At 66.2% G+C, this 25,985-nt stretch carries 21 protein-coding genes and 3 pseudogenes; 7 read left to right on the top strand and 17 right to left on the bottom strand.

Translation table 11 applies throughout. The features are described 5' to 3' along the window. Positions 1 to 4: 4 nt before the first annotated feature. From ACQPZF_RS36125 to ACQPZF_RS36150, 6 genes are all read right to left on the bottom strand, one after another. Positions 5 to 1,048 (bottom strand): replication-relaxation family protein, encoded by a 1,044-nt coding sequence (locus ACQPZF_RS36125; RefSeq protein ID WP_433264802.1) that lies wholly within the window; start codon positions 1,046 to 1,048, stop codon positions 5 to 7. 125 nt (positions 1,049 to 1,173) lie between these two features. After that, a complete protein-coding gene (locus tag ACQPZF_RS36130) occupies positions 1,174 to 3,717 on the bottom strand; it encodes a type IV secretory system conjugative DNA transfer family protein (protein WP_433264804.1) in 2,544 nt (847 codons plus the stop codon). Positions 3,718 to 3,765: 48 nt separating this feature from the next. Continuing rightward, a complete protein-coding gene (locus tag ACQPZF_RS36135) occupies positions 3,766 to 4,518 on the bottom strand; it encodes a GP88 family protein (protein WP_433264806.1) in 753 nt (250 codons plus the stop codon). 151 nt (positions 4,519 to 4,669) lie between these two features. Beyond that, on the bottom strand, positions 4,670 to 5,296 hold the full coding sequence (locus ACQPZF_RS36140) for a hypothetical protein (protein WP_433264808.1): 627 nt from the start codon (positions 5,294 to 5,296) through the stop codon (positions 4,670 to 4,672). A gap of 366 nt (positions 5,297 to 5,662) precedes the next feature. Next, on the bottom strand, positions 5,663 to 6,352 hold the full coding sequence (locus tag ACQPZF_RS36145; RefSeq protein ID WP_433264810.1) for a hypothetical protein: 690 nt from the start codon (positions 6,350 to 6,352) through the stop codon (positions 5,663 to 5,665). A gap of 793 nt (positions 6,353 to 7,145) precedes the next feature. Beyond that, positions 7,146 to 7,469, bottom strand: a complete 324-nt coding sequence (locus ACQPZF_RS36150) for a hypothetical protein (RefSeq protein ID WP_433264812.1) — start codon at positions 7,467 to 7,469, stop codon at positions 7,146 to 7,148. A 182-nt stretch (positions 7,470 to 7,651) separates the two neighbouring features. On the opposite strand from ACQPZF_RS36150, the pseudogene ACQPZF_RS36155 reads away from it, so the two are divergent. The 3 genes and pseudogenes from ACQPZF_RS36155 to ACQPZF_RS36165 all read left to right on the top strand — a co-directional run. Then, a pseudogene (locus ACQPZF_RS36155) lies at positions 7,652 to 8,395 on the top strand (IS630 family transposase); the annotation flags it as partial. A 76-nt stretch (positions 8,396 to 8,471) separates the two neighbouring features. Continuing rightward, positions 8,472 to 8,705 (top strand): hypothetical protein, encoded by a 234-nt coding sequence (locus ACQPZF_RS36160; protein WP_433274994.1) that lies wholly within the window; start codon positions 8,472 to 8,474, stop codon positions 8,703 to 8,705. A 770-nt stretch (positions 8,706 to 9,475) separates the two neighbouring features. Further along, on the top strand, positions 9,476 to 9,985 hold the full coding sequence (locus tag ACQPZF_RS36165) for a hypothetical protein (RefSeq protein ID WP_433264814.1): 510 nt from the start codon (positions 9,476 to 9,478) through the stop codon (positions 9,983 to 9,985). Between the two features lie 230 nt (positions 9,986 to 10,215). Here ACQPZF_RS36165 and ACQPZF_RS36170 read toward each other — a convergent pair whose 3' ends face one another. From ACQPZF_RS36170 to ACQPZF_RS36220, 11 genes and pseudogenes are all read right to left on the bottom strand, one after another. Next, complete coding sequence (locus tag ACQPZF_RS36170) at positions 10,216 to 10,800, bottom strand: hypothetical protein (RefSeq protein WP_433264816.1); 585 nt, start codon at positions 10,798 to 10,800, stop codon at positions 10,216 to 10,218. A gap of 75 nt (positions 10,801 to 10,875) precedes the next feature. Then, positions 10,876 to 11,466 (bottom strand): hypothetical protein, encoded by a 591-nt coding sequence (locus ACQPZF_RS36175; RefSeq protein ID WP_433264818.1) that lies wholly within the window; start codon positions 11,464 to 11,466, stop codon positions 10,876 to 10,878. Between the two features lie 183 nt (positions 11,467 to 11,649). Further along, a complete protein-coding gene (locus tag ACQPZF_RS36180; RefSeq protein ID WP_433264820.1) occupies positions 11,650 to 12,954 on the bottom strand; it encodes a hypothetical protein in 1,305 nt (434 codons plus the stop codon). A gap of 773 nt (positions 12,955 to 13,727) precedes the next feature. After that, positions 13,728 to 14,030 (bottom strand): helix-turn-helix domain-containing protein, encoded by a 303-nt coding sequence (locus ACQPZF_RS36185; RefSeq protein WP_433264822.1) that lies wholly within the window; start codon positions 14,028 to 14,030, stop codon positions 13,728 to 13,730. 48 nt (positions 14,031 to 14,078) lie between these two features. Continuing rightward, complete coding sequence (locus tag ACQPZF_RS36190) at positions 14,079 to 15,197, bottom strand: tyrosine-type recombinase/integrase (protein ID WP_433264824.1); 1,119 nt, start codon at positions 15,195 to 15,197, stop codon at positions 14,079 to 14,081. Positions 15,198 to 15,360: 163 nt separating this feature from the next. Beyond that, positions 15,361 to 15,549, bottom strand: a pseudogene (locus ACQPZF_RS36195) (GP88 family protein); the annotation flags it as partial. A 43-nt stretch (positions 15,550 to 15,592) separates the two neighbouring features. Next, on the bottom strand, positions 15,593 to 17,500 hold the full coding sequence (locus tag ACQPZF_RS36200; RefSeq protein WP_433264826.1) for a VirB4 family type IV secretion system protein: 1,908 nt from the start codon (positions 17,498 to 17,500) through the stop codon (positions 15,593 to 15,595). Then, on the bottom strand, positions 17,497 to 18,717 hold the full coding sequence (locus ACQPZF_RS36205; RefSeq protein WP_433264828.1) for a PrgI family protein: 1,221 nt from the start codon (positions 18,715 to 18,717) through the stop codon (positions 17,497 to 17,499). Before ACQPZF_RS36205 ends, ACQPZF_RS36200 begins: the two co-directional genes overlap by 4 nt. Beyond that, entirely contained in the window at positions 18,689 to 20,542 is a 1,854-nt protein-coding gene (locus tag ACQPZF_RS36210; RefSeq protein ID WP_433264830.1) for a hypothetical protein, read from the bottom strand. The genes ACQPZF_RS36205 and ACQPZF_RS36210 overlap by 29 nt, the downstream gene beginning before the upstream one ends. A gap of 162 nt (positions 20,543 to 20,704) precedes the next feature. Then, entirely contained in the window at positions 20,705 to 21,046 is a 342-nt protein-coding gene (locus ACQPZF_RS36215) for a pilin (protein ID WP_433274869.1), read from the bottom strand. A gap of 158 nt (positions 21,047 to 21,204) precedes the next feature. Further along, the gene (locus ACQPZF_RS36220) at positions 21,205 to 22,182 is read right to left on the bottom strand and encodes a hypothetical protein (RefSeq protein ID WP_433264832.1); all 978 of its coding nucleotides are present in this window, start codon (positions 22,180 to 22,182) and stop codon (positions 21,205 to 21,207) included. Positions 22,183 to 22,713: 531 nt separating this feature from the next. Here ACQPZF_RS36220 and ACQPZF_RS36225 point away from each other — a divergent pair. From ACQPZF_RS36225 to ACQPZF_RS36240, 4 genes and pseudogenes are all read left to right on the top strand, one after another. After that, a complete protein-coding gene (locus ACQPZF_RS36225; protein ID WP_433264834.1) occupies positions 22,714 to 23,706 on the top strand; it encodes a hypothetical protein in 993 nt (330 codons plus the stop codon). Beyond that, positions 23,699 to 24,640 carry a DNA methyltransferase gene (locus ACQPZF_RS36230; protein ID WP_433264835.1) on the top strand — a complete coding sequence of 314 codons (942 nt, stop codon included), beginning with the start codon at positions 23,699 to 23,701 and terminating at the stop codon, positions 24,638 to 24,640. The genes ACQPZF_RS36225 and ACQPZF_RS36230 overlap by 8 nt, the downstream gene beginning before the upstream one ends. Continuing rightward, positions 24,637 to 25,419 (top strand): recombinase family protein, encoded by a 783-nt coding sequence (locus ACQPZF_RS36235; protein ID WP_433264837.1) that lies wholly within the window; start codon positions 24,637 to 24,639, stop codon positions 25,417 to 25,419. Before ACQPZF_RS36230 ends, ACQPZF_RS36235 begins: the two co-directional genes overlap by 4 nt. Next, positions 25,403 to 25,948: pseudogene (locus ACQPZF_RS36240) on the top strand (DNA cytosine methyltransferase); the annotation flags it as partial. The gene ACQPZF_RS36235 and the pseudogene ACQPZF_RS36240, both read left to right, overlap by 17 nt. Between the last annotated feature and the right edge of the window lie 37 nt (positions 25,949 to 25,985).

Raw genomic sequence — 25,985 nt, forward strand, 5'->3', positions numbered from 1 at the left:
GGAGTCACCTCCGGAAGCGGCTGGTGGGAAGGGGCGGCGGGAGCGGGTCCGGAGCGACCAGGGCCACGGGCGCTTGCTGGGCTTGGGCGGCGGTCGACGACAGCGCCGCCGTGGACGGGTCGGTGTGAGGCCAGAGCTGGACGAGTTCGACGAGCCGCAGCCGATCCGGCCGTCGCGACACCGAACCGGAGACCGGCAGCCACCGGGGAACGGCGGGGTTGTTCTCGCCGGCTAGGCCCGCGACATCCGCAGTGCTGGTGGCCACGGGCACGAGCGCAGGACGGTCCAACTGGGACAGTGTGTCGGCGAGCGCCCTGCGTGCGGTGGTTTCGCGGCGGTTGGTGGGCAGCCACACCAGGACTGGTGTGGTGATTCCTGTTGCGGTGGCGAGCTTTTCGTAGCCGTGCAGCTTGCGGCCGAGCTTGCCGAGATCCTCGGTGCCGAAGTCGAATTCGAGGAAGAACTCGACCTGGTGACCGTCTTCGCGCCAGCGGCCGTAGGCGTCGGGGCGCACCATGTCGCCGAAAAGCCGGCCGCAGCGCAGCTCGGACCACCACGCGGTCAGTCGTCCACGGGCACCGGGCCGTCGGCTGAGTGCGACGAGGGCGGTGAAGAAGCCGTTGACGCCCACGGTGTACGCGAGGCGCAGAGAGTGGGCGATACCGATGGCGTCTTCGTGGCGGTAGCCGAGTTGCTTGGGGTCGAGACCGTCCTCGTAGGCCAGAGCGACCGCTCCCGCGATGTCGAGCACGTAGTGCATCGGTGCGGTGCCGGAGCTGACGAACGGCTGGAAGCGGTCGACGACGCGCCACTTGAACAGGTCGAGCAGGCGGTGGTTGGCCGCGCGCATGGTCGGGTAGCAGAGTTCGACGATCTGCTGGGTGGTGAAGACCTTGTGCTCGTGCAGCATCCGGGCCAGCCAACGGTCCCGGAGGGTGAGCCGTCCGGCGAGCTGGGCGTGGTGCTCCCCGGTGGTGGCCGCCCGTGGCGTGGGGCGTTGGGGCATGTGCCCGCGCAATGCCCTCTGAGGCGTGGGATTCGGAATCATGGGTCGGCACCTCCCAGTCGTTGGGCCGGAATGGGGAAGGTGAAGGCAATGCATGCGGGATCACCGGAGCGGAAGTGCGCGATAGGCGAGCCCGCATGCGTTGTGGGAGAATGAGATTCGACGGTTCAGACCGCGCGGCGTGGGTCCACAGTGGGCTGACCGGAGCCACCTGCGGCGGTGTCGGCGTCGGTGACGGGCGGGCGTGTGTTGGCCCTGGCCGCTTTGCGGATTTCCTTGGCTCGTCCGGGAATCGCGGGTGGGAGTTTTTCGGTGACCGCAGTGAACGGTGGTACTTCTTCTCCGCCCAGGACGAGCCGGGCGGCGACGTGGTACACGCCGAGATTGGACGGGTCGTGATCACTCAGCCGCGGCATGGTGTGCCGAGCCAGCCTCTTCGCGTCCTCGGGCGAGGCGTTGAAGAAGATCTTGCTGCGGGCGTTAGTGCTGATGCCCTCTTCGAGCTCTTTCGGTAGCTGCCCGAGGTACTGGTGCGCCAACGCCATGGAGAGCCGGTAGCCGCGGGCCTCGGCGAGCATGTCCTCCAACGGGTAGGCCAGGTTCAAGAAGTTGTGGCACTCGTCGACGTACAGTCCGCAGTCGCGGCGTTGACGCTGCGGAACGCGAGCTCGGCGGGTGGCGGCTTGCCAGGTGCGTGCGACGACGATGGAGCCGACCAGCCGCGCGGTTTCCATCCCCAGCGCATCACGAGCGATGCGCACCAGGCAGATTCCGCCGGTGTTGAGCACCTCGTCCATGTCCACAGTGGACGTACCGCCTGCGATGGCGGCGCGGACGAAGGGGCGCAGGAGGAAGCCGCGGATTTTGTTCATCAGCGGCGCGATGACTTGTGCGCGGCTGGCTTCGGACAGGTCGTCGTACCAGGACCAGAAGCCCTTGAGCACGTCGTCGTCGATCTGGTCGCAGGCCCGTTGTCGGAACGCCGGCACGGTGAGCAGCTTGGGCAGGTCGACCAGGGTCGGGGTGCCGGGCATCGCGGTCAGGGTGAGCAGCCCGGCGCGGAGGATGTCGTCGGTGCGCGGGCCCCACGAGGAGGCGTAGATCCGAGAGAAGATCGACACCAGGTTGTCGACCGCGCGGGCCTTGTCCGCGCCCTCCAGGGGGTTGAGCACCGGCGGGCGGGCTCGGGAGTCGGCGTCGAACAGCACGACCTTCTCGCCGAGCTCCTCGGGCAGGCGCATGAGGATGTCGCTGACCAGGTCGCCTTTCGGGTCGACCACGACGACACCGCGGCCGGCCTCGGCGTCGGCCAGGATCATCCGCGCCATCAGCTCGGACTTGCCGGAGCCGGTGGCGCCGAGGATGTGCAGGTGGTGGCGGGCGTCGGCGACGCGCAGGCCGACCGGGCGGGAGTGCCCGGAGTCCGACAGCCCCAGGGGCTTGATCTGCTCGCCGATCGTGGCGATGCCCGGCGGGGGCGGCACAGCCTTCGCGCCGGCCCGCTGCAGGCCGGGGGTGGACTCGTCGATCGGCAGGTGCGCGATCGCGGCCAACTCCGGGATCGAGAGCAGGTCACCCTTGCCGAGCCGACGTTCGGCCAGCACGGCGACCGGGTGGCGGCGCAGCCGGACCCGGCGGTAGTAGTTGTGCTCGGAGTAGGCGGCGAACGCCGAGGCGATCGCGTGCCCGCGACCTCGCAGCACCGCCCGTACCGCCTGGACCTCGCCCGAGGTGGCGTCCTCGGGGACGGTGGTGGCCACGGCGTAGCGGATGCGGGTCTCGAACTGGTTCGCCCGCAGCTTTCCTACGACCGCGCGATCCTGGGCGGCGTACTCCAAGCTGGTCTGCCGATCCAGCCCTGGCGTCCGTGTGCTGGTCGACGGCTTGGGCATCTTGCCGGGCGTGATGACGTCGAGTAGCCGGCCGACCAGGTGGGCGGAGCCACCCGCGTGCACCCGCCGGGCGGCGCGGCGTGCCTTGGTCACCCGGTGGCCGGCGACCGGACGGGCAAGGATCTGCACGCAGGCCCGCTCGTGCGGGCCGAGCCCGACCGGCGCGCCGAGCATGGCCCGGATCGGGTCGGCCGGGTGCTCGGTGCGGATCGGCAGGGCTTCCGAGCGCGCCAACCGCAGCTCCCCGCCGACCGCTTCGACTCGCCGGCCTGCTGCCGCCGTGGTCGGAATCGGAGGCTTGGCGGGGGTGGTGCGGGTGTGTGTGCCGGGCCAGGCGGCCTCGATCGCGCGCTCGACCATGCCGGGTGGCACCAGGCCGGGCACCCAGAGGCGGATCTGCACGCCGTCGTCGGTGAAGGTCAGCTCGAAGGCCAGGTGTGGCTGTCCGCCGAACCGACGCAGCCATCCCGGCCGCAGCAGGCCGACGAGGTTGGACCACACGGTGATCGCGCCGGACGGGTCGACGGTGGGTGGCGCGAGCACGGTGATCAGGCGGGCATCGGTCATCAGGCGTTGGTGGTAGCGGCGGCGCCACCGGCTCCGCGTGATCACCGCGGCGGTGACGGCGATCGTGAGCGCCGGCCCGACGATCGGCCCCCATGTCAGCGCGAGGTCGCGCAGGTGAGCCAGCACGTTCTGGAACGCGCCGAGCGGGTCACGGAGGTAGTCGCCGACCGGAGAGGCGAGCACGTCCACAGCCTGCTCGACACGCGGAGCGACGCAGGTCGACAGGGATGTGGCGGTGAATGGCCAGGACATCGGGAACCTCCTCACGGAAGCGGTCGACGGGACCGACGCGAACTGCGCTCAGGCCGCACGTGGCTGGTCAGCCGGCTCGGCGGTGGGCCGCTCGCTGAGGTCGGGGCGGGTGTAGTCGACGACGAGCCGCAGGTGCTTGCGTTCCCGGCGGTTGGCGTGTTCGGCGTCGACTTCCGCTTGCCACTCGGAGAACCGGCGCCCGGCCTGGCGACGCAGGAGGTGCGGAACCCTGCGTGCGGGCGTTCCGATCCGATGCGGACCGGATACCGCGTCGGTGTCGCATTCCTCCTGCGAGGTCCAGCCGGCCTGAGTGATGCCGGCCTCGTCGGCGAAGACGTCGGTGACGTGATCGCGCTCGGGGTCCAGGTCGGCGTCCTGGGTGCCCCCATAGCTGTAGGTCCAGCGGAAGTTGGCCGGTGGATCCGTCTCGACCAGGCGGCGGAACCTCTCGACTTCCTTGGTGTAGCAGTAGAAGGTGACGTTGGGCCGCTGACGGATGATGCGCAGCCAGGCCAGCAGGTATTCGTCGCTGAAGAAGTCGCCGGAGTCGTGGATACGGACCCACCCGTTGTCGTGCCGCGGGGCGGACAGTTCGGCCAGCATTGCCGTCTCCCAGCCCGCCATGTCGTCCAGTACGAAGGCCAAGTTGGCCTGGTGCTTGGCTTTCACGGCCGGGAACAAGAACCGGCCGGTGTACTGGTAACCGCGGATATTAAAACTTGCGGAATAGGTCGCCGCGTGGCCGAAGGCTGCAGTGACCGATCGCAGTTGGTGGGGTCGAGCAGACGCGGTCGAAGCCAACGCTACCCAGCTTCGCCGCTACTGGCCACTGTCCGCAGCGGCTGATCACAGCTAGGGCAAGTTGGCTGTAGATCGAGGCTGCATAGTTGAACTTGGTTGCCTCCGCGGCCTGGCTAGCCTCGGATCTATGCCTGGCCATCTTTTTATGCGCTCAGCTGTCACTCGCGTCGGCACTCTCCGAAGAGTCAGTCTGCTTTAGTTCGGCTGACGCGATCTCAATGAGATTATTAACAGCGCTATGGAGTGCCAACTTCTCACTTTCGAAATCAAACGGTGCGGGCTTGTGCTTTGATTCAAGGAAGGAACGAGAGCCGAATACGAATGCCGTCGTCGTGCTACGTTCAATGGCCTTAAGTACGGTGCCGTAAAGCGTGGCGGCGTGACGACTCACTTCTTCGATCGCGCTGTTCCTGTTATTTTGGCCATAAAGAATGGTCAAAGTTTGCGTGGATACTGTGATCTGCATGTATTGGCGAGCTAACTCACTTCCTGCCTCTGGTTGCGGGCCAATACGTAAATATTCTGCGCGGGCGCTCTCGGCTGAGTTGGTCAAGCAGTGCGCGTGCTCAACAACTTGTTGAATTGATTTCCAATGGGCCTCGCGTCGATGCTCTGCGCGCTCCTTACGATCCTCGATGAGTTTTTGTTCGGCCACGGCCGTCTGTCGCCTTGCACTGTCTGCTTGGATTCGTGCGTTGCGTGCTTGCCAGCCGGCAATCGTTGCCGATGCCGCCGAGATGACCATCGCCGCAATCGCTAGCCATACAGATGCGTTCATGGAGAGAGTATGGCCTGAGGCTTCAAGCCGCGCAATCGTTAGTGTATTTAACTAGCGAGTTTGTCGAGTCATCGGTTTAAGATGTGTCTAGGTGAAATGTGCGACCTCTCATTGAAAATTCCGCGCAGAGTACTGGAAACCCCGGGTATTGGAACTTGCGGAGTTCGCTCGGCTCCGCTGTCGGCCTCCTTGTAGGCGGCGGTCGTCGGCGAGCGTCGCGTCCCTTGTTGGTGTGACGTTTAGGTTCTACTCGTCAAGGAGTTCGCGAGGTCGGCTCGATATCAAGATTCGAGAGTGCTCGATGTGCGATCCACATGCGAGAGCTTCGTTGCTACTCGGGCAGATCGGCAAACGGGTACTCGTTCCTCACATGTGAGGTGGTGGCTCGAACTCATATTTTCGATTTATTCGCCGCAGCATTGCCTCGGCGTCGACCACCTTTGGCATATAACCGGATTCTCGAAGGAACTCGTGAACGGAGTCCAGGACGCGAAAACATGCGCCCTTATCGATGGCGGCGACGGCTGCGTCGAGATGGCCTTGGCAGATAACGCCGAGTCGGATGAACTCTGAGCTGTCTTCCAGCTCAGTCCAACTCTCTATAGCTTCCGCCGCTCGATAGGCGCTGCGGACTGCTAGGAACACGCCTTGACGGAAGTAGACATAAGGATCCTCATCCCAACCGCATTCGGCCGAATTGAAATCGAGCGGCGCTGCCCGCGCTGCGTGTCGCAATATTACCATGGGAATTTTTGGCGTTGCGAGTGCTTGAACGGCTTGGCCAATTGCGTCGAAGCCTGATCTGACTCGCTCGTAACCTGCATGGTTATCTTTGATCATCTTGCGCCAGCCAATTCGGCATTCTTGCCAAGCATGCAGCAATCTGCCGATTCCATAGTCGAAGGAAACCTCTGCTGGCGTCCCGTAATCTGTTTCATCCGGAGCTTTTAGGCTGCTCGTCCAGGTTGACTCTAGTTCTCGCCAAGCCAGCCTCTCGTCCGAGATGCTCAAGAGCCTATCTTCCGATGGGGAATGGTGCTTGATGTAGTTGCTCATGCTTGAGCCACTCTTGCCGAGTGCGGTTGCTAGGACTCCAGGTGGGACTCCAGCTGCGCGAGCTTCTGCGACTAGGTCCTCCACGAGGGTCGTCGCAGTCGTCACGATGCGTCCTGCGGCGCCGACCATCTGTAGCAGCCTCTCCGCGTCAGGAAGTTCTTGAAGTCCCCGCAGCAAGTGGCCTGAATGCGTTGCGCCAATGCGGCGGACAGTGCGACGGACTTCGAACATCACTTCGTCATCGCAGTGGACCCACCCTGGCCTGGTGGCTGGGTGTGAATGGTCGGACTGGTCCTCGCCGTGTCTCTCAGACATCCGTCAACCATATCGCACTTTTGCGGTTAGCATCTGCTGGGACCGCTTGTCAAGTGGTCGGTTTCATGATCAGTGAAACGTCACGGTTGTGGTGTTCTTCTGTTTGGACAAGACTGCGTGTCGGGCCGGAAATCAGCCGAATTGGCATAATAGATTTGTAGATGATGAGGAGGGCGTTAGTGTTCAGTTTGATTCGCGAAATGGCGCAGATTGTTGTCTGTCACCTTAACCGAGTCTTGGAGTCGGACGGCTCGTGTCTTGCTTCTGATTCTTTCAGTTGCGATTCCCACTTGTTTCATTGCGGCAATTACCTACGGTAGGTGACGAGCGGCTTGCAGCTTGCGGTTCACCAGGCGCGCGGTGAGGTGTTGAATCGGCTGCCCTGCTGATCACATTTTCCGCACCAAAAGTACTTCTGTCGAAGTCGAGCGACTAAGTGGTCGCTTTCGGAAGTTCTTCGGGGGTCGTGACGACCTGATCAGAAGGGGTTGTCCAGGTAGAGGCGGCAGGCGCAGTCGAGGGCTTCTTCGGGGCTGCCGCTGGGGAACCCGGAGGGCAGAATCTGGTTCTCGTAGCGGTCGCTGCTGGCCAGGTAGAGCCCGAAGCCCCAATGCCGGGCCGAGCCGCCATACCGCAACCGGATCAGGGGTTGCACCCTCCCGTCGGGCAGGTGTGCCTCGACATAGACGAACGCGCCGCGGTAGCGGAATTCCAGGTCGCCCGCCTGTGGCCAGTGCGTTGCGGCGTGGGCGCGCAACCGTTGCCCGACAGAGATCTTGGTGGACTCCGGTGGGGTGGCCATGACCGACATCGTGCCCGATCGGCATCCTGGACGCCGCCCCTGACCGTCGATCATGAAACGAGCCGGTCGCGATGCCCGTGGTCCAAGCCTGTCCTGTGACGGTGACCGGTGCGGTGCGGCGGGTGCTGACCCGGCGTGCCCGGGGCCGGAAGACGCCGTATCGGGACAAGGTGCGGGCACGGATGGTGCTGCTGGCCGCCCGCCGGTGGTCCAACGCGGCGATCGCGGCGGAGGTGGGAGTCACGGTGGACACGGTCCGGACCTGGCGGGGCCGGTTCGCGGCGCAGGGGTTGGCGGGGTTGGCCGATCGGGCCCGGTCGGGTCGTCCGACGCGGTTCACCCCGGTGCAGGTCGCGCAGGTGAAGGCGCTGGCCTGTCAGGTGCCGGCCCGCGCGGGGGCGCCGTTGTCGCGGTGGTCGTGTCCGGAACTGGCCCGCGAGGCGGTGGCCCAGGGCGTGGCCGAGGCGATGTCGGCCTCGACGGTGTGGCGGTGGCTGGCTCGGGAGGCGATCAGACCGTGGCAGTACCGGTCGTGGCTGTTTCCGCGTGACCCGGACTTCGCCGCGAAGGCCGGGCGGGTGCTGGACCTGTATGAACGTCGCTGGGAGGGCAGGCGGCTGGGGTCCGGGGAGTATGTGATCTCCAGTGACGAGAAGACCTCGATCCAGGCCCGGTGCCGCTGTCACCCGAGTCTGCCACCCGGTCGGGCGCGGATGATGCGGGTCAACCACGAGTACGAGCGGGGTGGCGCGGTGGCGTATCTGGCCGCCTACGACGTGGAGCAGGCGCGGGTGTTCGGGCGGTGCGCGCCAACGACGGGGATCGTGCCGTTCATGGCATTGGCCGAGCAGGTCATGACGTGTGAGCCGTATGCCTCGGCGAAGCGCGTGTTCTGGGTGGTGGACAACGGATCCTCCCATCGCGGCAAGACCGCGATCGATCGGCTGGCCGCACGGTTCCCGAACGCGGTCATGGTGCACACCCCCGGTACACGCCTCGTGGGTGAACCAGGTGGAGATCTTCTTCTCCGTTGTGCAACGCAAGGTCGTGTCGCCCAACGACTTCACCGACCTGGCCGAGGTCGAGCAACGACTGGCCGACTTCGAGAAGCGCTACAACGCGACCGCCAAGCCCTTCCAATGGAAGTTCACTCGCCGGGACCTGCACGATCTCCTGACCAGGATCAGCGAGCACGAACGCCAGGACGCCCCCGCCGAGCTTCCACACGCGGTATGACCACCCCCGAAGAACTTCCGAAAGCGACCACTAAGGTATTCCTTGCGCGGGGCAACCGCTGCTGCGTAGCTGGGCGAGTGTTTCCGACGGTCCGAGTCCAGCGTGTTGCTCGGTCGACGCTGATGCCCAGCAGTCCACTGATGACGGCGGCTGAATTTCGTTCGCCGGCTCCATCAGGCGCTGTTACGGTCGATAGTGGCAGGAATCCCGATCGTCGATAGTCGGCGGAGAAGGGCTTTCGACTGAAGAGGTTGTCCTCGACGAGGGCCGGGGAGCAGCCATGTTTCCGCGCAGAGTACTGGTAATCACGGGTATTACAACTTGCGAAGTTGTAGCCGGGTGTTGCACGTTCGACCGCTTGGCAAGACCATGAATGGCCGATGCGTGGGACGATCTCGAAGCGCCAGCTACTAATCTTCAACAATAGCGATGATCAAGGCGAGCCGACTGGTCCCAAGATCGAGTCTATGTCTGCTGCCGGCCCGCCTTGACCTGTCGACGCCGGTGTTTGAGCTGTTCATGGTCTGCGGCCCGCCTAGCTCGGCGATCAAGTAACCACAGCGGCACCGACAACTGGAGATCCGAGGTCGTAACGGTTTGTCGGTCTGGCGCGACTAGAAACGTCGAAGGACGCAACTCGCGGAAAACTGTATCTCAGGTAGGCAGGGGGGCAACTGAGATGAGTTGTTGCGGCTGGGCGGACGATTCGACACGTGTCGCACTCGCGAATATCTACAGAGTTGCAGCGCGGCTTGGCCAGATGGCGTCGAGTGTCGATCAGGGAGGCGACTGAATTGAACGCGACACTCATTGCCCTGCTTGGCGCCGCAGCTGGAGCAGTGCTCACTATTATGTTCAGGATCATTGTCGAGCCATATATCGAGGGAAAGAAAGATCAAAGAAAACGCAAGGATAGATGGTTGGAAGATTCCCTTAAGCATTCCGAAGACGTGCTCGCGCGCATGAATGAAGTTCGAAGGGTCAGAACCACGGAATTGGCATTTGATCTAGATAAAATATCGCGCGCCATTCTCCGAACGTTAACGTCCGGTGACGGTCCATCTCCCTTGAAGGCGGCCGCCGAGCATTCGAATTCGGAAGAAGTGAAGGAATCTGCTGCTGCGGCAGAGAAGGCGTGGATTGTGCTGCGAATAGCGACTATGGATGACGAGCACAGTGCCGAAGCTGCAGAGGAAAAATACGAGCCAATTTACGCTTTGCAGCGGTACGAAACGGCCTTACGTAACTTTGCATGGTCAGCAAGGCGTGCCCTGATCTAAATGGTGAATAGCCAACATGGCAGCCGTCCAGGCTGACCACGCGTTGCGAGTCTCGAAAGCTGCGTCGATAATCCGGGACTCGGAACTTGCCTAGTTGATCACTGCGGGTGATCCCTCCGGTATAGCGGTGTGGTGTCGCGGATTGTTGGTAATTTCGGGTATTGAACAGTGCGGAATTCCATCGTGGCTGGTGGATCGCACATGGGTCCGGCATTTCGGGTGAGGTCGGCCTAGAACGTCAAGTCGAGCTCTCCCATCCGCAGACCGATTGCGAATGGGAGTTCACGCTCAGCATGAAGGAGGCCGCGTCGATCTTGGAGTTGCAGGCAAACGGCTTCGTTCTCGGCGCCGATGATCCATCTCTGCCATGGTCGTCTGCATTCCCACCCCTCAGGGCGGCCGGGCAGGGTGGGGAATCGGTTCAACCAACAGATCCACATAGCTGGTTCAGACCCGGGATTGCTGGCCTCCAGTAGGATATTCAATCCAGTGTATGGGTGACATGGGCGTTGTAGGTGAAGGTCGAGAGACCGGATATAAAGGAGCCAGCCGCTCGCTTCCGGTGGCGCTTCACCAACCAGCGGTTGCTCAGGCGCGCATCCTTTGGCCTCGGCGGCATCGAGAAATCGGCGGATCAAGGGATGTAGCTCCGCGACGAGTGCCGTGCGAGCTGCGGCTTCCTCCTGGGCTGCTAGCCGAGCTTCTTCACGCTCGCGTTCTTCGTGCTCCTGCTGCTGTGTAAGTTGCTTTGCTTGCTGCTGCGCCGCCTGTTGGCCAATTTTCATACCAGCACGGATATCGTCTTCAATTCCCATTTCTCTGTCTCCTTGGAGAGTGGTAGTGGTGGTTGCCGCACGAGTGCTCAAGTGTCGCGACGGCCCTCCTAGGTGTCAGTCGAGAAACATTTTTTGCGTGTTATTTAACTCCTCTTTGATCAGCCGGCCGCGAAAGTGCGTCACTGGCGTTTGGGCGTGCAGTAGTCCTGTCGAGTCGATCGACCACGGGCCGATGATGAGATTCTCGCCAAACATGTGTCCGTGGAAAGGTGGAAGACGGTTCCATCGTCGCACCTCGATTTCAACGCCGTGTGAACGTATTAGTGAGTCCTCACTAATCGCCCGCAGGTTCACTTCGAGCCTCTCCTTGAACTTCTGTGCGATCATTTTGTTCACTAGCAGTACTTCTGTTAGTTCGGCGGACAGGCACTTGAAAATAAGTCTCCTGATCTTGGGTGTTGGACCTCTGCTGATCTCGGCGCACCGATACAATCGTTGCAGCCAGGGGACAACGAAGTCCGCTGTTCCGGCGGACACGTAGTAGTCGTCAGGCGCCGAGGTGCGGGTTACCAGCTTGATCAGCGCCTTGTCGCATTCCGCGGTGGACGCGTACGTGCGCCCTCGGTCGCGCCTGAACCAGCTTGACCCTGGGTTGGCTTGAGCGATATTGATCTCGGGCTGAAATTTAACTTCGAGAAGTCCCACTCTTGATCACCTTAGCCCCGTGTAGGCAGGCCTGTTCTGGTGCGTACATCCAACCGCTGCGTGTGTGTCGTCAGGAGTCAAGGATGTGTTACTGCTTGCTGGAAACTCGGCAGATAAGTCGCCCAGATAGAGTAGAGCTGCATTGCCTTGCGATATTCTTGTTTGCTGCTGTCGATGCTGCGATTAGGTGCTGCGAATGTGGTTCCGTCGGGCGACTTCCGCGGCGTAGCCGGGGCGGGTGTTGCCTGCGTCGTGGTTCCATCGGGCCGCTCGGTCGGTGCTGATGCCGAGGAGTTGGCTCAGGACGGCAGCGGGCATCTCGGCTGCGAGGTCCATCAGCGCGGTGTTGCGCCCGACTGTGGCTGGGATTCCGATGGCGTGTAGCCGGCGAATGAGGGTGTTGGGCGTCAATGGGCGGCCGGGTCGGGCGCCCGGAAACAGCCAGTTGTTCGCGCTCATTGCGTACGCGCGGTGGGTGGTGAGCTGGGTGATCAGGTTGCCTAGCTTGTCGGGCAGGTGGATGGGCTGCGCGCCAATGAGCAGCTTGCTGCTCGTTCCGGTGCGAGTGATCTGTTCCGTAGTGAGTTGGGTGATATGGATCGCGCGTTGGGCATAGAGCAGGACCAGAAGGCCTGCGACTCGGTCCATGGTGGCGATGGTGTTGTCGTGTAGGAGCTGGCGGGCCAGCGACCATCGCTTTTCGTGATCGTCGAAGACCTCGCGGGTGGGTTGGTTGTTGTGAGGCGGGACTTTGATGGCGTTGGAGTGGCCGCGGTTGACGGCCCAAGTGACGAATCCGCGTGAGCGGGAGAAGGTGTCGATGGTGAGCCAGTCGTCGATGTCGGCCTGAGTGCAGGTGGCGAGGCGTTGGCCGCGGGCCTGCAACCAGGTGAGTAGGGTGGCCGCCGCCGTGACGGAGTTGCGGGCGTAGTCGACCTGGGTGGGCGTGATCGAACGGCGGTTGGTGAGAGCGCGCAACCTCCGGAGGTGGTGCCAGGTGGCGAAGCTGCGCAGGATCTTGCGTTCATCTGGATCGCTGACGCGTTCGATACGGCGGTCGATGGCACGTTCGAGACCGACGAGGCGCTCGTCGCGGGGCGGAAGCGCGCCGGCGTTCACGAGCAGGGCGCGGAGGTGCGCGGTTGCGCTGGATGGGTTGGTCCGGTCCAGCAGCGAGTGGCTGATCGGTTCGTTGGCGGTGGCCAGTGTGGACAGTAGGGTGCGCGTTCGCGCCCGAGCGGCCCAGTTCAGTCCGGTATGAGGATCTGTGGCGGTCAGTGCGGTGAGAACTGGTTGGAGTTCGGGGCGCATCGTTCCGCTGGACGGGGTGAGCAGCTCGCGGATGACTTCCGGGTAGGCGCAGGTCGGGCAGAGTCCGCGGTGGTGCAGGCGTTCGATGGTTCCGCAGCGCTGGCATTCCGCGTGAGAGCTCTCGTGGTTTTTGTAGCAGGTCTGGCAGAAGCTGCCTTCGTCTGTGCGAGCTCGCACCGGTTGCTGCCTTCCGCAACGGATGCAGATGTCGTCGTCTTGTGCGCACCCGCGGCAAAGCGGGGCACCGGTCGCGGTGCGGCGCGAGACGATACGGTGGTGGCCGCAGTGAGAACAGGATTCGGCGCGCTGCTTGTCGGAACAGGACTTGCAGCGTGGAGCACGCGTGCCGGCACGCAGGCAGGGCTTGCGTCTCCCGCAGATCGAGCAGGTCGTCACCGGTGGTGTGCAGCAGGCTTTGCACAAGACGAGATCGCTGTCGCGACGTGCGGCGACGCGCAGACAACCGCAGCTGCTGCATGGCTCCTGAAGTGACGGCTCCGCACGGCAGCACACTGAGCACAGCCCTCGGCCGTCGAGAGTTCGCCGGTCGATTCTGCCGATCTTTCTGCAACGGGCGCAGGGTGCGGCGTGAGCCGTGTTCCAGCAGCTCTTGCAGCACCGCAGTCCGTCACGACCGCGGGACAGGACAACGAGCCTGGCGCAGAACGGGCAAATCGGGGCCACGACATCAGCCACGCCGTCGGCCAGGAGCATTTCGATGAGCTTGATGACAGCCGGAGTGCCTTGCGCACCCGCTCCGGTGAGCAGTTCCGGCTGGGTTGCGAGCTGTTCGGCCAGCGCCGCTCGGCGTGCTCGCTGGGGCGCCACGTGGACGATCAGGACTGCCAGCCGTGCGTGATCGGCGAGTGGATCGAGCCTGGCGATGGCGTCGATGACCGCGCTGGTGGGATCAGACGATCGAGACGACGGAGGCCGCGTGTCAGGAGTTGTCATTGGTCGGAGATCCGCGCACGCTTGGGTCGGAACTCTCCTACGCCGGACGCGGCTCCGCTCGTTGGGCCGACGGTCTCGCCGACAGCCTTCGGCCTGCGCTTGCCCTGCACGGCAACAGGTTCGATCAGGTCGTCCATCCGGCAGTCCAGGATGTCCATCAGCGCTATCAGGACCTTGAGGATCAGCCGCTCTGGCTTCTCCGTGACCAGTCGCCAGATCTGGGTCGGTGACAGCACGACGTCTCGCTCAGCCAGCAGAGGGCGGATGTCGGTGGTGTTGAACATGCCACGGGTGGCCATGACCTGGCCATGACCTCCCGCGGTTCCACCTATAGTCGAGCTTCGACGTCATGTCTTCTCCTCTTGTGCTGGCTGCAATCCGCGGTCGAGATGCCGGCGCAGCATCGTGTTCATGAAGTCGCCGTTCACGCCTGTGTAGATCGCTGTCGTGCTGGCGAACCGGTGTCCCACTTGTTCCTGGACGAACTTCGGATCGGTTCCGTCCTCGACGAGATGCGTGACATGGCTGTGGCGCAGGCAATGGGGCGTCAGATCGGAGTCCATGCCGAGAGCATCGCGATAGGTGGCGAAACGCTTCTCGATCTCCCGTGGACGCAACCGGCCGCCCCGCTCGGTGATCCACATCGCCGGGTGATCCTCGAACCCGAACCGCGGCCTGATGTTGGCCAGGTAGTCCTCGACTGCCTCCGCGGCCCACGGCATCACGGTGGCAACCATGCGCCGTTTGTGCAGGGAGCCTCGGGAGCGTTTCCCATACCGCACATGCAGCGAGCCGAGCTTGCCCAGTTCCGGCGCTTTCGGGTTGCGGTACCAATCCGTGCGATCCAGCTTGCTCGCCTCTGTGCAGCGCAGACCCCATGCGTAGATCACCTTGAGCACTGTGGCGTCACGGTAGGCGGTGAGTGCCCCCTTGCGCTTCAGCAGGACGGCACGCTCGACATGCTCATCGGCGTAATCGAAGAGCGCCTGACACTCCTCGCGGGTGAGCGGACGCCGGCCAGGCCGTCCCTCGTAGTCGGCCAGGTGAGCAGTGGTGTTCCACTCGTGACAGATCTGCACTGGATGCGTGCCGAACCGGGCCTGGCACTCCTCAGCCCAGTGGTAGTGCGGTGAGGTGATGAAGTCACAGAACAGCCGGATCGCACCCTGGTAGTTGAGGATCGTGGACTTCTCCAGCCGCCGCTCACCGATCAGGTGTGCCATCCACTCGTCCACGTGCGCTGCGGTCCAGTGCCACGGATATTCACTGGTGAACTCGACCAGCCGCCTCACCCGGCTCACGCGAGAGTCGATTGTGGACTGCAACAGCCGCCTGCCACCGCGCTGTTGCTTCCCCCAGCCCACCAACATCGCCTCCAGCACAGCATCTTCGGCGTGCAGGAGCACCAAGCCGCTGACCAGCTCCAGCCGCGCGGAACCTGGCTGCTCCCCGTCCAGCGCGCCCATCAACGCTCCTTCCGTTCGATGAAAGATACTTTCATCGAACGGAAGATCCTCGGCAAGTCGCCTGTTCAGGTGGTTACACTGGCGCCGCCACTGTGGACCGCGATGTTGCTGGTACCGAGGCGAACTGATCGAAAGCCTTGCATCAGACGAAATTCCGCGCGGATCGGGCGTAGCAGACTTCTCGGCAGATTCCCGCGCTGGGGCATGTGTTGTAGGTGCGGCCGTCGGGGAGCCGGCCCGCCCAGGCGGGAAGAGTCCAGTTCCACACGCCGATCCGACGAAGGCGTGAGTTTTGGGTCAACAACCGTTTCGGGCGCTCAGGGTTGACGTGTTCTGCACTGCGTGGAGACATGGGTATACCTCGCTCGGATGTGTGGGGTTGGCCGGAAATGTGATCAGCGGGTGTCCAGTTCGATCTGCGATGCGTCGCCGTCGCCGAACGCGTCCTCGGTTCCGATGCCGTCCGCGGCGATTTCGACGAAGGAGTCTTCGATTTCCGATGAGGTGTCGGAATGCTCGGCGATCTCGGCGGGGCTCGACGTGACCAGGTGGTGCTCGACCGGGGATGCGATCGACTGGAAGGCCACCCGCTGCGTCCCGGTCGACAGGAGCCCCTGGCCGCGGTCGGCGGAGAGCAGGAACTGCCGCTCGCCCATCGAGAGATCGAAGGTGCGGGTGATCTCGTCGATCGCCTGCGAGGCCTGCCGCAGCAGGATCTGCGTGGCGGCGTTCGCCACGACCGCCTTGCCCAGGTCCGAGCCGAGTACGTCAGCGGTGTCCTGGGTGGCCACGCTGAGACCGGCCCACTGCTTCCGTGACGCCTTGGCCATGCGGAACAGGAACTCGGCCCCGGCGGGCTCCCTCATCAGCAGCCACGCCTCGTCGACCACGACCAACCTCGGCTTGCGGATTGCGGGATTGGAAACCTGTCGCCACACCGCGTCGAGTGTGAGCAGGGTGCCGACCGGCTTGAGTTCGTCGGCGAGATCCCGCAGGGAGAACACCACCAGATGCCCCTCGGGACGGGTCGAGGTGGGCCCGGAGAACAAGCCGGAGAACGCGCCCGTGACGTACGGGTGCAGCCGCGCGGCCAGTTCGACCCCGGCGGGATCACCGGTCTCGGGGAGGACCTCGGCGAGGTCGGCCAGCAGCGGCGCCGGGCGTGTCCAGGTCCTTGGGTCAGACGTGATGCCCGCTCGCTGGTAGGTGGCGGTGACCGCTCGGTCGAGCGCCGCCCGCTCGGTCGCCGCCAACTCCGCGCCGAGCAATACCGGGATGACGGTGTGCAGGAACAGACTGCGTCGGATGAGCGCGTCGCGGGGCGCGGTGCGTCGTCCGTCCGGGCGGGTGTGGATGGGCAGGTCCATCGGGTTGAGGCGGACCTGTTCGGCGCCGAGGTGGACGTAGGTGCCGCCGACCGCGTGCGCGAGGCGGGCGTACTCGTCCTCGGGGTCGATGACGTGGATTTCGATGCCGCGGTAGAGCGACCGCAGCAACTCCAGCTTCACCAGGTAGCTCTTGCCCGCGCCGGAGCGGCCCAGGATCACTGAGTTGTGGTTGTCCAGGGCGAACCGGTCGTGGTGGACGAGCCCCTGGCTGCCGACGTTGAAGCCGTACAGCACGCCACTGGGGGCGCCTACCGACGTCGGGTCTGGTGGCGGCAGGTCGGGCGATGTGAACGGGAACGCCGCCGACAACGCCGAGGTGTCGAACGTGCGGCGCATCCCCACCAGGTCCAAGCCCATGGGCAGGCTGGTGATCCAGCCTTGCAGGCTGCGGTACGTGGTTGGTTTGCAGTCCAGCAGCAGTGAGGCGGTCAGCGACCGGATGGCCGCGACTTCGTCTGCCAGTGCGTCCTCGGTCGGGGCGTGCACGGTCAGGTACAGGCCGAGGCGATAGAGCTTGCCTTCGCCGCGGGCGACTCGTGCGGACAGGTCGTAGGCGTCCTCGGTGGCCGCTTCGACGTGCGGGTCGATCAGCCGTCCTTTCTCACTGGCCTGCCGCCGCCCGGACTCCAATTTGGACAGCTGCTTCTTGAGCCGGTTGGCCGCGGTGACGGGGTCGATCGGCTCGATGTGCAGGCTGACGTCGACCCGTCCTGGGTAGGTCAGCAGTGGCTGGAGCCAACCGGGGTGGACCTCGCGTGGGTAGCCGACGACCGCGAACGAGGCGACCCATTCGCCGCCGACCTCCAGTGCGCGGGGACGGACAGAGATAGCGTCCGGCGTGAACGCGCCGGCCCGCCCGAGCGGCGGCTGCACGGCCTGTGTCTTCCGGCTGCGGCGCTTGGCTTTGGTCTTCATCGGCGGTACCTCCCCGCTGTGTTGTCGTAGTCGTCGGGGTCCTCTGTGCTGTTGTCGAAGCCGTCGGCCCAGGTGTCGTCCCCTTCGGGGAACTGGTCGGCGACGGTGAACGCGGAGCGGCCGAAGGCACCTGCGTCCCAGCTTTCGCCCGGGGCGGTGGTGATGACCTCGTCCGCGCCGGCGAGACCGGAGTTCGGCGGAATCAAGGTGTCGGGGTTGCAGGCCGCGGCCAGCACTGCGGTGGCTTGGCCGGCGTCCAGTGGGGTGACCACGATCCCCGAGGGGGAGAGCAGTTCGACCGCCTCGCCGAGCCGGCGGACCAGTCGGGCTTCGGCGGCCCGACGGGTGGCGTCGTCGACGAACGCGGCCTGCTTGGCGGCCTTGCGCCTTGCAGACAGCGCGGCCAGCGGGGACGTCCCACCGAGGCCGTCGACCGGGCGGCCGGCGAGCAGCGGTTCGCGCAGGATCAGCAGGACCTGGCGGCGCAGCAGGTCGGTGGCGCGGCCGAGCTGGTCGAGGTACTCGGCGTGCTCGCGCGCCGCCTGTTCCAGCGCTGGGTGCGGCAAGCCACCGGCCTGCTCGCGAAGCTCGGCGATCTGCCCCGACAGGTCCAGCCGTTCCGCGCGCACCAGTATCTGTACCGGTGCGGTGAGCGAGTGCAGATACCGCCCGAACGAGGCGACCAGGGACTCCTGCTCGGCCGGGGTGCGCAGCCCGAAGTTGACCGTGGAGCAGACCGCCACCACGGCGACGCCGTCCTTGCCGAGGTCGATGACACCGGTATCCGTGACCGCTTCGGCGGGCAGCCGCAGCGCGGCGGGTGACACCGTCGATGCCGCGACCCCCGCCCCTTCCTTTCCGGTGGTGCCGCCCTCGTCGGTGCTCACCGCGTGGGTCAACCACTCGGGGGCGGGGCGGATGCCTTCCGGTGCGGCCACTCGGTGCTGCGGGCTCATCCGCTGCCGCAGCGCCGCCAATACCAACCGGTCGAGGGTGATGCCGTCGCGCTGACCCAGCGCGAGGAACGCGGCGGTCACCCCGATCGGGATGGCGGCGATGAGGGACGCCACCAGCGGGATGAACTCGCGGGTGAGCGTGTACGTCCCGTACAGCACGATCCCGGTGGTGGCGAGGATGAGCAGCTGCCGCGCGGTCAGCGGACCGATCACCCGGTCCTCGCGGTCGACGTCAGCGGGAATCCTTACCGGCCGACTCATTGCCCTCACCTCCCCTTGGGGCGGGTTTCGGTGCGCGGAACACCGGCGGCGGAGCCGACTGGGTGCGCCGGTAGGCGTCGCCGATGCGCGGCTCGGGCTGTGCCTGTCGAAACTTCGGCGCGGCACGAGCGGACGCCGGCTTGGGTGGCGACGGCTGCGGCGTTGACGGCGTGGCAGGTCGGAACTGCAACTGCGGGGGCACTGACGCGGTGCGGAACCGGCGCGCCGGTGGTGGGGTGGCACCGCGTCGACGCAGCCCTCCGGCGGCTTGGAACTGTGGTGCCGATCCCGGCCGCCGGTCCCGCCGTAGGGTGGGCGTGGCGGGCGTGGGTTCGGAGCTGAATTCGGGCACGGTCGGTCCTGGTGTCGCCGGGATGATGGCGGGGTCGTGGGTGGGCTGCTGGGGTTGGGGCTGGAGGAACTGCGGTGCCTGTGAGGGCAGCCGCGACCGACGGGCCGCGCGGGCACGCTCGGCGTCATAGGCGGTCTTGAGTCGCTTGTTGACCATCTCCGGGGTAGGTGCGAGGCGCGGTTGAGCGGGCAACGGTGGGTTCGTCGACCCACCACCGCCGCCGCGGCCAACGCCACCCGCGCCCCCGCCGCTGCTCTTCGCTCCGACGGCGCCGCCGGCTCTGCCGAGCGCACCGGCCTTCCCCGCGACCATGCCGAAGGTCTTCGCCGCGATGTAGGCGCGGGCCAAGCCGCCGAGGAACGAGCCGCCAGAGCCGACCTTGACCGCCTTGAGCAACCAGAACGGGATCTTGAACAGGATGAAGAACAGGGCGATCGCGGCGACCAGCGTGCCCAGTGCGGACAGCGTCGAGCCGAACAGATGCACGCCGCCGGACAGGAACGTGCGCACTGCGGTGATCAGCACCAGCGCCTGCGCGACCTGGATCGCCAGCGTCGCGGTGATCGCCTTCCACCACCAGCGCGCCAGCGGGTCGGTGTGCGGCAGCGCATGGAACATCAGGAACAAAGGGCCCGAGATGATCAGGACCAGGGTGATGACGATCCGGACCACGTAGACGACCAGCAGGCCCAGGCCCACCACGACGAGCACCAGGCCGACCAGGATGATGAACAGCCCACCCGAGGCGACGCCGGCGACGGCGTCCTTGAGGGTGTCGCCCAACGAGGGCGCGCCCACCCCGTCCCCGAGGATGTCCAGGACCAGACCGTTGGCCAGCCGGATGAACTTGTCGGCGAAGAACAGCGACAGCGCCGACGCCAGGAACGCGATCGGGATCCGGGGCCCGATCTCCTTGATCGAGTAGCGCGTCTGGACGCTCTCGTGGCCCATCACCACGATGCCGCCGAGGAGGATGAGCAGGCCGTAGGCAGCGACCACGAGTTCCCACGAGTTGTTCCACAACTCGCCGATGCCGGGCAGGTCACTGATCGTCGGCGTGGACAGCACGGTATGGCCGATCAGCTCCAGAATCGGCGCGAGCGCGGCGTCGACGATGCTGCGGAATGCCGAGTTGACGGCCTCGGTGATGCACGCGCCGACGTCGGTGATTCCGCAGCCCGAGTCGCTGTCGTCGGTGCCGGTGCCGGGCTGCTGCGGGCTGGTGCTCGGTGGCGGTGTGGTCGGCTGCGGGATGCAGGCCTCACCGGTGCACGGCGTGCTCGGCGTCGTCGTGGGCTGGCCGGGCGTGGTCGGCGCCGGCGACGTCGGCTGCGTCGGTGTGGGAGCCGGCGCGCAGGGAATCGGCCGCGGCTCGGGCCCCGAGCAGGGGTCGGGATTCGGCGTGGTCGGCTGCGCCGAGGCGCTCACAGCGAGAACGCCGGACAGGAGCACGACGATGCTCAGCGCCAGCATCCAGCCCGTCCGCCGGCACCGCGGCCGACCAGCCGGCGGTCGGTCGGCACCGGCGCTGTGGACCCGGCAGAGCGTCGCTCGGTCCGCAACGGCAGCGGTCGCGACCGGGCCGCCGGACCGGCGGTACGGGGAAACCGTGGGCAGGGTGCAGGCAGCCATCGGTCAGGCCCCCACAATTCCTTTGAGGATCTCCACGACCAGCGGCGCGAGCGCCGCCAAGGCGTAGCCCCACCCTGCGGACTTGAACGCCGTCTTCGCTTTCTCGACCTCGCCGGGGTCGCCGCCGCCCATCACGTAGCGGACGCCGCCGATGGACAGGAACACCGTGGCCAATCCGGCCAAGATGCCCATGATCCAGTTGCGGATGTTGTTCAGCACGTCGGTCACCGAGCCGGCGATGGCGAGCACGACGGTGTCGGCGTAGGCCGAAGAGGTCGATGCCAGCAGCGCGAGGGCTGCCAGCTCCACGATCAGCGCCACGTGCGCCCAGCGCTTGTGTCGCATCAGGGTCCAAAACTTCCGCGTACGGATCGGAGCAGTGGTCGGCTCGCCCGTTGCGAACTCGGTCGGCTTGCGCGATGCCGTGGCCTCGACCGGCGGCTTCAGGTGGTCGTCGAGGCGGGCGTTACGCGGCCCGCTCGCGGCGGCGAACCATCGATCGATCAGGCGCATTGGGGCACCTCCGAAGGCCGGGCTGAGCGCGGGTGTGTCCCGCAGCCCTGAACTCCCAATTCCGCGTCCGTTTTGGACACGCGACCCTGAACTTTCTGCCCCGATCCGACCGCAGTGACCGACACGGACAGTGACGCCCTGGGGAAGTCGTGAGCCGGTGTCGCCGGGCGCGACAGGGCCACTGCGGTGGCCACCTGATCGGTCAACGGATCGGTCGGATCGGTCTCGGCGGCACCGTCGCGCAGGTAAGCGGCGAGCCGGAACTCGGCGCGTTTGCGCGTCTTGTAGACCGCCCACTCACCTGTCTGGTGCTGCGCGGCCCACTCCGCGACGGGCACCTGTTCCAACCGGGTAGCACCGATCAGCGCGGCCTCGGTCTGGGTCAGGGCTCCGTCCGCGACCGCGCGGGCGAGAACCAGATCCGGGTGTCCCCACGGCGTATGCGGCGGGGTGGACCGGAAGCCCGGGGCGACCGGAGTCGGACCCGACAGCGCCTCGGCGAGCGCGTCGTAGCCGGACCGGTACGCGGCCCACCGCAGCCGCAGCATGATCCGTGGCCGACGCAGATCGATGGTCGACAACGCGGTCAGGAAGCCGCGCAACACCTCGGCGTGAACATCGGCCGGATCGCCGGCGAACCGATCGGACAGGGTGGCCGCGACCGAGGTCAGCGCGGGCAGTGCGACGCCGACCGCGGCGACCGTCCAGGTCGCTCCTTCCGTACGGGAGCGCAGCACCAGATGCGCCCACACCGCGTCCCGCGTCGCCTGCGGGCATCGGCGCGCCAGCAACCGGTCGCGGACCTCGTCCAGCGCGATGTGCCGGTCCGGCAGACCCGGAAAGAGCCGGCCGTTCAACGACACCGGATGCGGCCCGGTCACCAGCCAGGTAAACGTGTCCCGCGCGATATCCAACGAGTTCGGGACAGCATCGTCGCCACCGCGACGAAAAATGGATTGCGCTGCCATGTCGTGACTCCCACGGCGTCGATGCGAACAACAACGACGCCAGGAAACCAAGACCGGTACCATGGAAATACCACGCCGCTACTAGGCACCAACTAGCAAACCGTGCCGGGGCTACTAGCGAACTACTATTTCACCCACCGACGCGGCCCGGAAAGACAACAGGGCAGGCTCGCCGCCAGGACGCTTGATCGACTCTAGTAGTCATTGAGCTATAGTTATAGTCGCTCGCTAGTACAGCGTTAGCCACACAGTGCTTCGACGGGTCGGTACAGAAGATCAACAAAGCGAAGCCGGAAAATCTTGAAGATCTCCGCGACTGATCCAGGAGACGGTTCGCGGCGGTCGAAGTCGACCGAACAAGCGACGCCTCGGCAGAGGCTCTGGCGAAACTGCCCGAATGGCTTCGAGTCGCGATGAACGCGAACCAGCTCGGTGTAGAGAAATCTGGCGAGGCGTGTCCAAAACGGGGTCGAAATACGGAGTTAAGGGGCGTCAGAACGCACGGTGCCCACCTCTCCGGAGGAGACCCGCATGACCCCGACACACGGCAACGACTTCCCAGGAGACGACTCCCAGGAGCACAGCCCGGCCAACCCGCCGACCGTCCCGATCCCGCTACCGCAGAGGTGGCGAACACCGCGCCTGCGCACCCCGCGCCTCACGCTGCGCCACCCCCGCCCCGCCCGGCCGAGCACCGTCTGGCCGTGCGCTCAAGACGACCTCCGCGAAGGAACCGGACTGCTAGCCAACTGGCTGCTGACCGTGGTCATCAAGCTCGTCACCACCTACACCCAGCCCGGCCAGCGAGTGCTCCTGCTCGACCCCGCGCCCTACCTTGCGCCGCCCGCTTCGTGGTCGCCAACCGGGGGCCACAACCAGTCCCGGCCCAGCCCGTATGCCGGACTGCACGAAGCGGGCTGGACCGTGGTCCGACTCGGCCGCGGCGTCCAGATCCAGACCGCCGTCGCCCACCCCGACCCACTCGGCGAACACCCCGGCGACGCGTCGACCGAGTCCGAGTCCGGACCCCGACCGCGCACCGACAGTCCGACCACCGACCAGCCCGCCGGACAGTCGACACACCGCCGTCCCGGACCGGACTCGGCCGCGACCGGTGTCGGTCCGAACCGCTACGACCTCGTCATCACCACGGCCGAACCGCGCGCATTCGACTGGTTCCGTCCGGCCGACTGGGCCGGTCTGCTCACCCCGACCGGCACCCTCGCCGTCATAACTCACAGTGACCGTTCCCGTGATCGGCTCGCCGACCCCGCCGGCTCGCTGGTGCGCGCCGCGCGCCGCGCCGGACTGCGGTATCTCGATCGCATCGCCGTGTTGCGCGTGCCCGTCCGCGACGGCGCGCTCGCCGTCGCGGCCCCGGCCACGCACGTCCGACCTCAGGCTCCAGGGCGACCGCCCGCGACGCCGGCTCGGCACACCCAGGTGCACGACGACCTCTTCGTGTTCACCCGCCAGCCGACCCCGACCGACGCCTCCGACGGGGAGGAGGCCTTCGATGATTGACCGCCTCACGTCGTCCTGGCCGCTCCCCATGCCGCCGGGGGCGGAGCCGCCGAATCCGCCGCTGTCGGTCTGGCCGACCGGACAGCGCGACCCTCTCGCGCAGCTGCGCGACGCCGGCTGTGTGCCCGGCACCGAGACCGACACCGAGCGGATTCCGCCCGCCGTCGCCGCCCACGCGATCGCCACCTACGCCCGTCCCGGCGACCTCGTCCTCGACCCGGATTGCGGTGCCGGCACCGTCCTCGTTGAGGCACTGCGCGCCGGCCGTCACGCGCTCGGACTCACCGCCCGCACCCGGTGGTGGGCGGTCGCTCGCGCCAACGTCACCGCCGCCAAGACCGTGGGCGCGTGGCGCGACGGCTCGGTCCTCGACGCCCGGCCGAAGGTGCTCGCGACCGTCCGGGCCGCCGGGTTGATCGGGCGAGTCGGACTCGTCCTGACCACCCTGCGCACCGCGCCGGACCGCGCGAACGGTCCGGACCGCGACCCGGTCGAGTCCGCCCTTGCCGACCTCGCCACGACACTGCTCTACTGCGAGCCGCTGCTGCGTTCCGGCGGACACGTCGCCGTCATCGCGCCACTTCGCCAGCACCCGGACGGCGCGCTGGTCGACCTGACCACCCCGCTCATCGCCGCCGGAACATCGGCCGGGCTGGCGCCGGTCGAGCGGTGCATCGCATTGACCGCCGGACTGCGCGGCAACCGACTGGTCACCCACGCCTCACTGGCCGAGCGCCGCGGTGGCGCCCGAGCCCGCGCCGCCGGTGCGCCGACCGCGCTCACCGCGCACCACGAGGTGCTCGTCTTCCAACTCGCCCACGACGCCGAACTCGCCGCCGCCGCGGCAACCGGCGCCGCTTGGCCGACCGAGGATGAGGTCATCCGGCCCGCCGTCAACGGCGTCGAGTACCCCGGCTGGAGGCGAGCCGCATGACCGCCCGCCTGTACTGCCGTGAGTGCGGCCGGCACACCGAGTTCCGCCGCAAGCGCGCCGCGCTCCGCGCCGCCGGTCGTCACCACTGCACCGGCACACCGGTGGCCGAGACTTGTCCACCGTGGTGGTCCCGCCTGTGGACAACTCTGTGGGCAATCCCGTCGAGCACCCTCGCCGTCGAGACCGAAATCGACGCGGACAGCCAGACTCCTGACGACGAACTGGCCGACGCTCGCGGCAACCGAATCCAGTGGGCAGCACTCGCCGCGCACCACGCCGAAACCACCCGCCGCGCCCGTCAGGCGATGGTCGAACTCGTCCGCGCCGGCTACCAGATCGGGCCGCCGCCCTACGGCTACCGCGCCCTGCGCATCCGCGTCACCGACCCCAGCGGACACAGCGGACACAGCAAACTACGCGCGGTCCTCGTCCCGGACTGGCAGACCGCCACCGTCGTCAAGCAGATCTTCATCTGGCGCGCCGACCACGGCCTGGCCTTCGCCGTCATCGCCGCCCGACTCAACAGCGACCCGAGCCAGTACCCAGCCCCTGTGCCCAGTGGGCGATGGACCGCCAAGGGGGTTCGGCGGATCGTCACCAACGTCAAGTACACCGGCCGCCAGGTCTGGGCCCGCACCATCGCCGGCCGCCCGACGCCTATCGAGCAGTGGGTCACCTCGGCGTCGAAGGTGCACGAGCCGCTGGTTGACGAGCGCACCTTTCACCAAGCGCAGCTTGAGCGCGTGGCCGAGGAAGGTGGTCATGACAGTGCTGCGTGACCGCTTCCCTGGACATCTCGAAGCGAAGCCCGACCTCACATTCGGCTCGCTCTGCACGGGATACGGCGGCCTGGACCTCGGCGTGGCGACCGCGCTTGGCGGCGGACGAGTGCTGTGGGTGGCGGATCCGGACCCACACGTCAGCAAGATCCTTACCGCTCGTATGCCGGACGCACCCAACCTCGGCGACATCACCACCATCGACTGGCAGGAGGTTGAGCCCGTCGATGTCCTCACCGCCGGATTCCCATGTCAGGACATCAGCGCAGCCGGCCGTCGAGCCGGCATCAGGAAAGGGACCCGCAGTGGAATCTGGCGCCAGGTCGTCGCAGCCGTTCGCCATCTACGACCGACGCTCCTCATCGTGGAGAACGTCGCCGCCCTCCGCTGGTGCCGAGGCGGCCTCGACATCGTTCTCGGCGACTTGGCCGAAGTCGGGTATGACGCGCAGTGGACAAGCGTTCGAGCGTCAGACATCGGCGCACCCCACCGACGCGAACGGGTGTTTCTGCTCGCCTATCCGGCCGGAACCGTCCTCTCCGCGCGGCCGATCGACCAAGACGGCG

The sequence above is a fragment of the Actinosynnema sp. CS-041913 genome (assembly GCF_050942485.1).
Lineage (GTDB): Bacteria > Actinomycetota > Actinomycetes > Mycobacteriales > Pseudonocardiaceae > Actinosynnema.

What these genes read in the sequence shown, in the direction of transcription:
- ACQPZF_RS36235 (WP_433264837.1), top strand. Translation starts at nt 24,637, where the DNA reads ATGACCGCCCGCCTGTACTGCCGTGAGTGCGGCCGGCACACCGAGTTC.
- ACQPZF_RS36190 (WP_433264824.1), bottom strand. Translation starts at nt 15,197, where the DNA reads ATGGGCGCGCTGGACGGGGAGCAGCCAGGTTCCGCGCGGCTGGAGCTG.
- ACQPZF_RS36225 (WP_433264834.1), top strand. Translation starts at nt 22,714, where the DNA reads ATGACCCCGACACACGGCAACGACTTCCCAGGAGACGACTCCCAGGAG.
- ACQPZF_RS36150 (WP_433264812.1), bottom strand. Translation starts at nt 7,469, where the DNA reads ATGGCCACCCCACCGGAGTCCACCAAGATCTCTGTCGGGCAACGGTTG.
- ACQPZF_RS36205 (WP_433264828.1), bottom strand. Translation starts at nt 18,717, where the DNA reads ATGAGTCGGCCGGTAAGGATTCCCGCTGACGTCGACCGCGAGGACCGG.
- ACQPZF_RS36220 (WP_433264832.1), bottom strand. Translation starts at nt 22,182, where the DNA reads ATGGCAGCGCAATCCATTTTTCGTCGCGGTGGCGACGATGCTGTCCCG.
- ACQPZF_RS36125 (WP_433264802.1), bottom strand. Translation starts at nt 1,048, where the DNA reads ATGATTCCGAATCCCACGCCTCAGAGGGCATTGCGCGGGCACATGCCC.
- ACQPZF_RS36200 (WP_433264826.1), bottom strand. Translation starts at nt 17,500, where the DNA reads ATGAAGACCAAAGCCAAGCGCCGCAGCCGGAAGACACAGGCCGTGCAG.
- ACQPZF_RS36215 (WP_433274869.1), bottom strand. Translation starts at nt 21,046, where the DNA reads ATGCGACACAAGCGCTGGGCGCACGTGGCGCTGATCGTGGAGCTGGCA.
- ACQPZF_RS36130 (WP_433264804.1), bottom strand. Translation starts at nt 3,717, where the DNA reads ATGTCCTGGCCATTCACCGCCACATCCCTGTCGACCTGCGTCGCTCCG.
- ACQPZF_RS36230 (WP_433264835.1), top strand. Translation starts at nt 23,699, where the DNA reads ATGATTGACCGCCTCACGTCGTCCTGGCCGCTCCCCATGCCGCCGGGG.
- ACQPZF_RS36210 (WP_433264830.1), bottom strand. Translation starts at nt 20,542, where the DNA reads ATGCTGGCGCTGAGCATCGTCGTGCTCCTGTCCGGCGTTCTCGCTGTG.
- ACQPZF_RS36145 (WP_433264810.1), bottom strand. Translation starts at nt 6,352, where the DNA reads ATGAGCAACTACATCAAGCACCATTCCCCATCGGAAGATAGGCTCTTG.
- ACQPZF_RS36185 (WP_433264822.1), bottom strand. Translation starts at nt 14,030, where the DNA reads ATGGCCACCCGTGGCATGTTCAACACCACCGACATCCGCCCTCTGCTG.
- ACQPZF_RS36170 (WP_433264816.1), bottom strand. Translation starts at nt 10,800, where the DNA reads ATGGGAATTGAAGACGATATCCGTGCTGGTATGAAAATTGGCCAACAG.
- ACQPZF_RS36140 (WP_433264808.1), bottom strand. Translation starts at nt 5,296, where the DNA reads ATGAACGCATCTGTATGGCTAGCGATTGCGGCGATGGTCATCTCGGCG.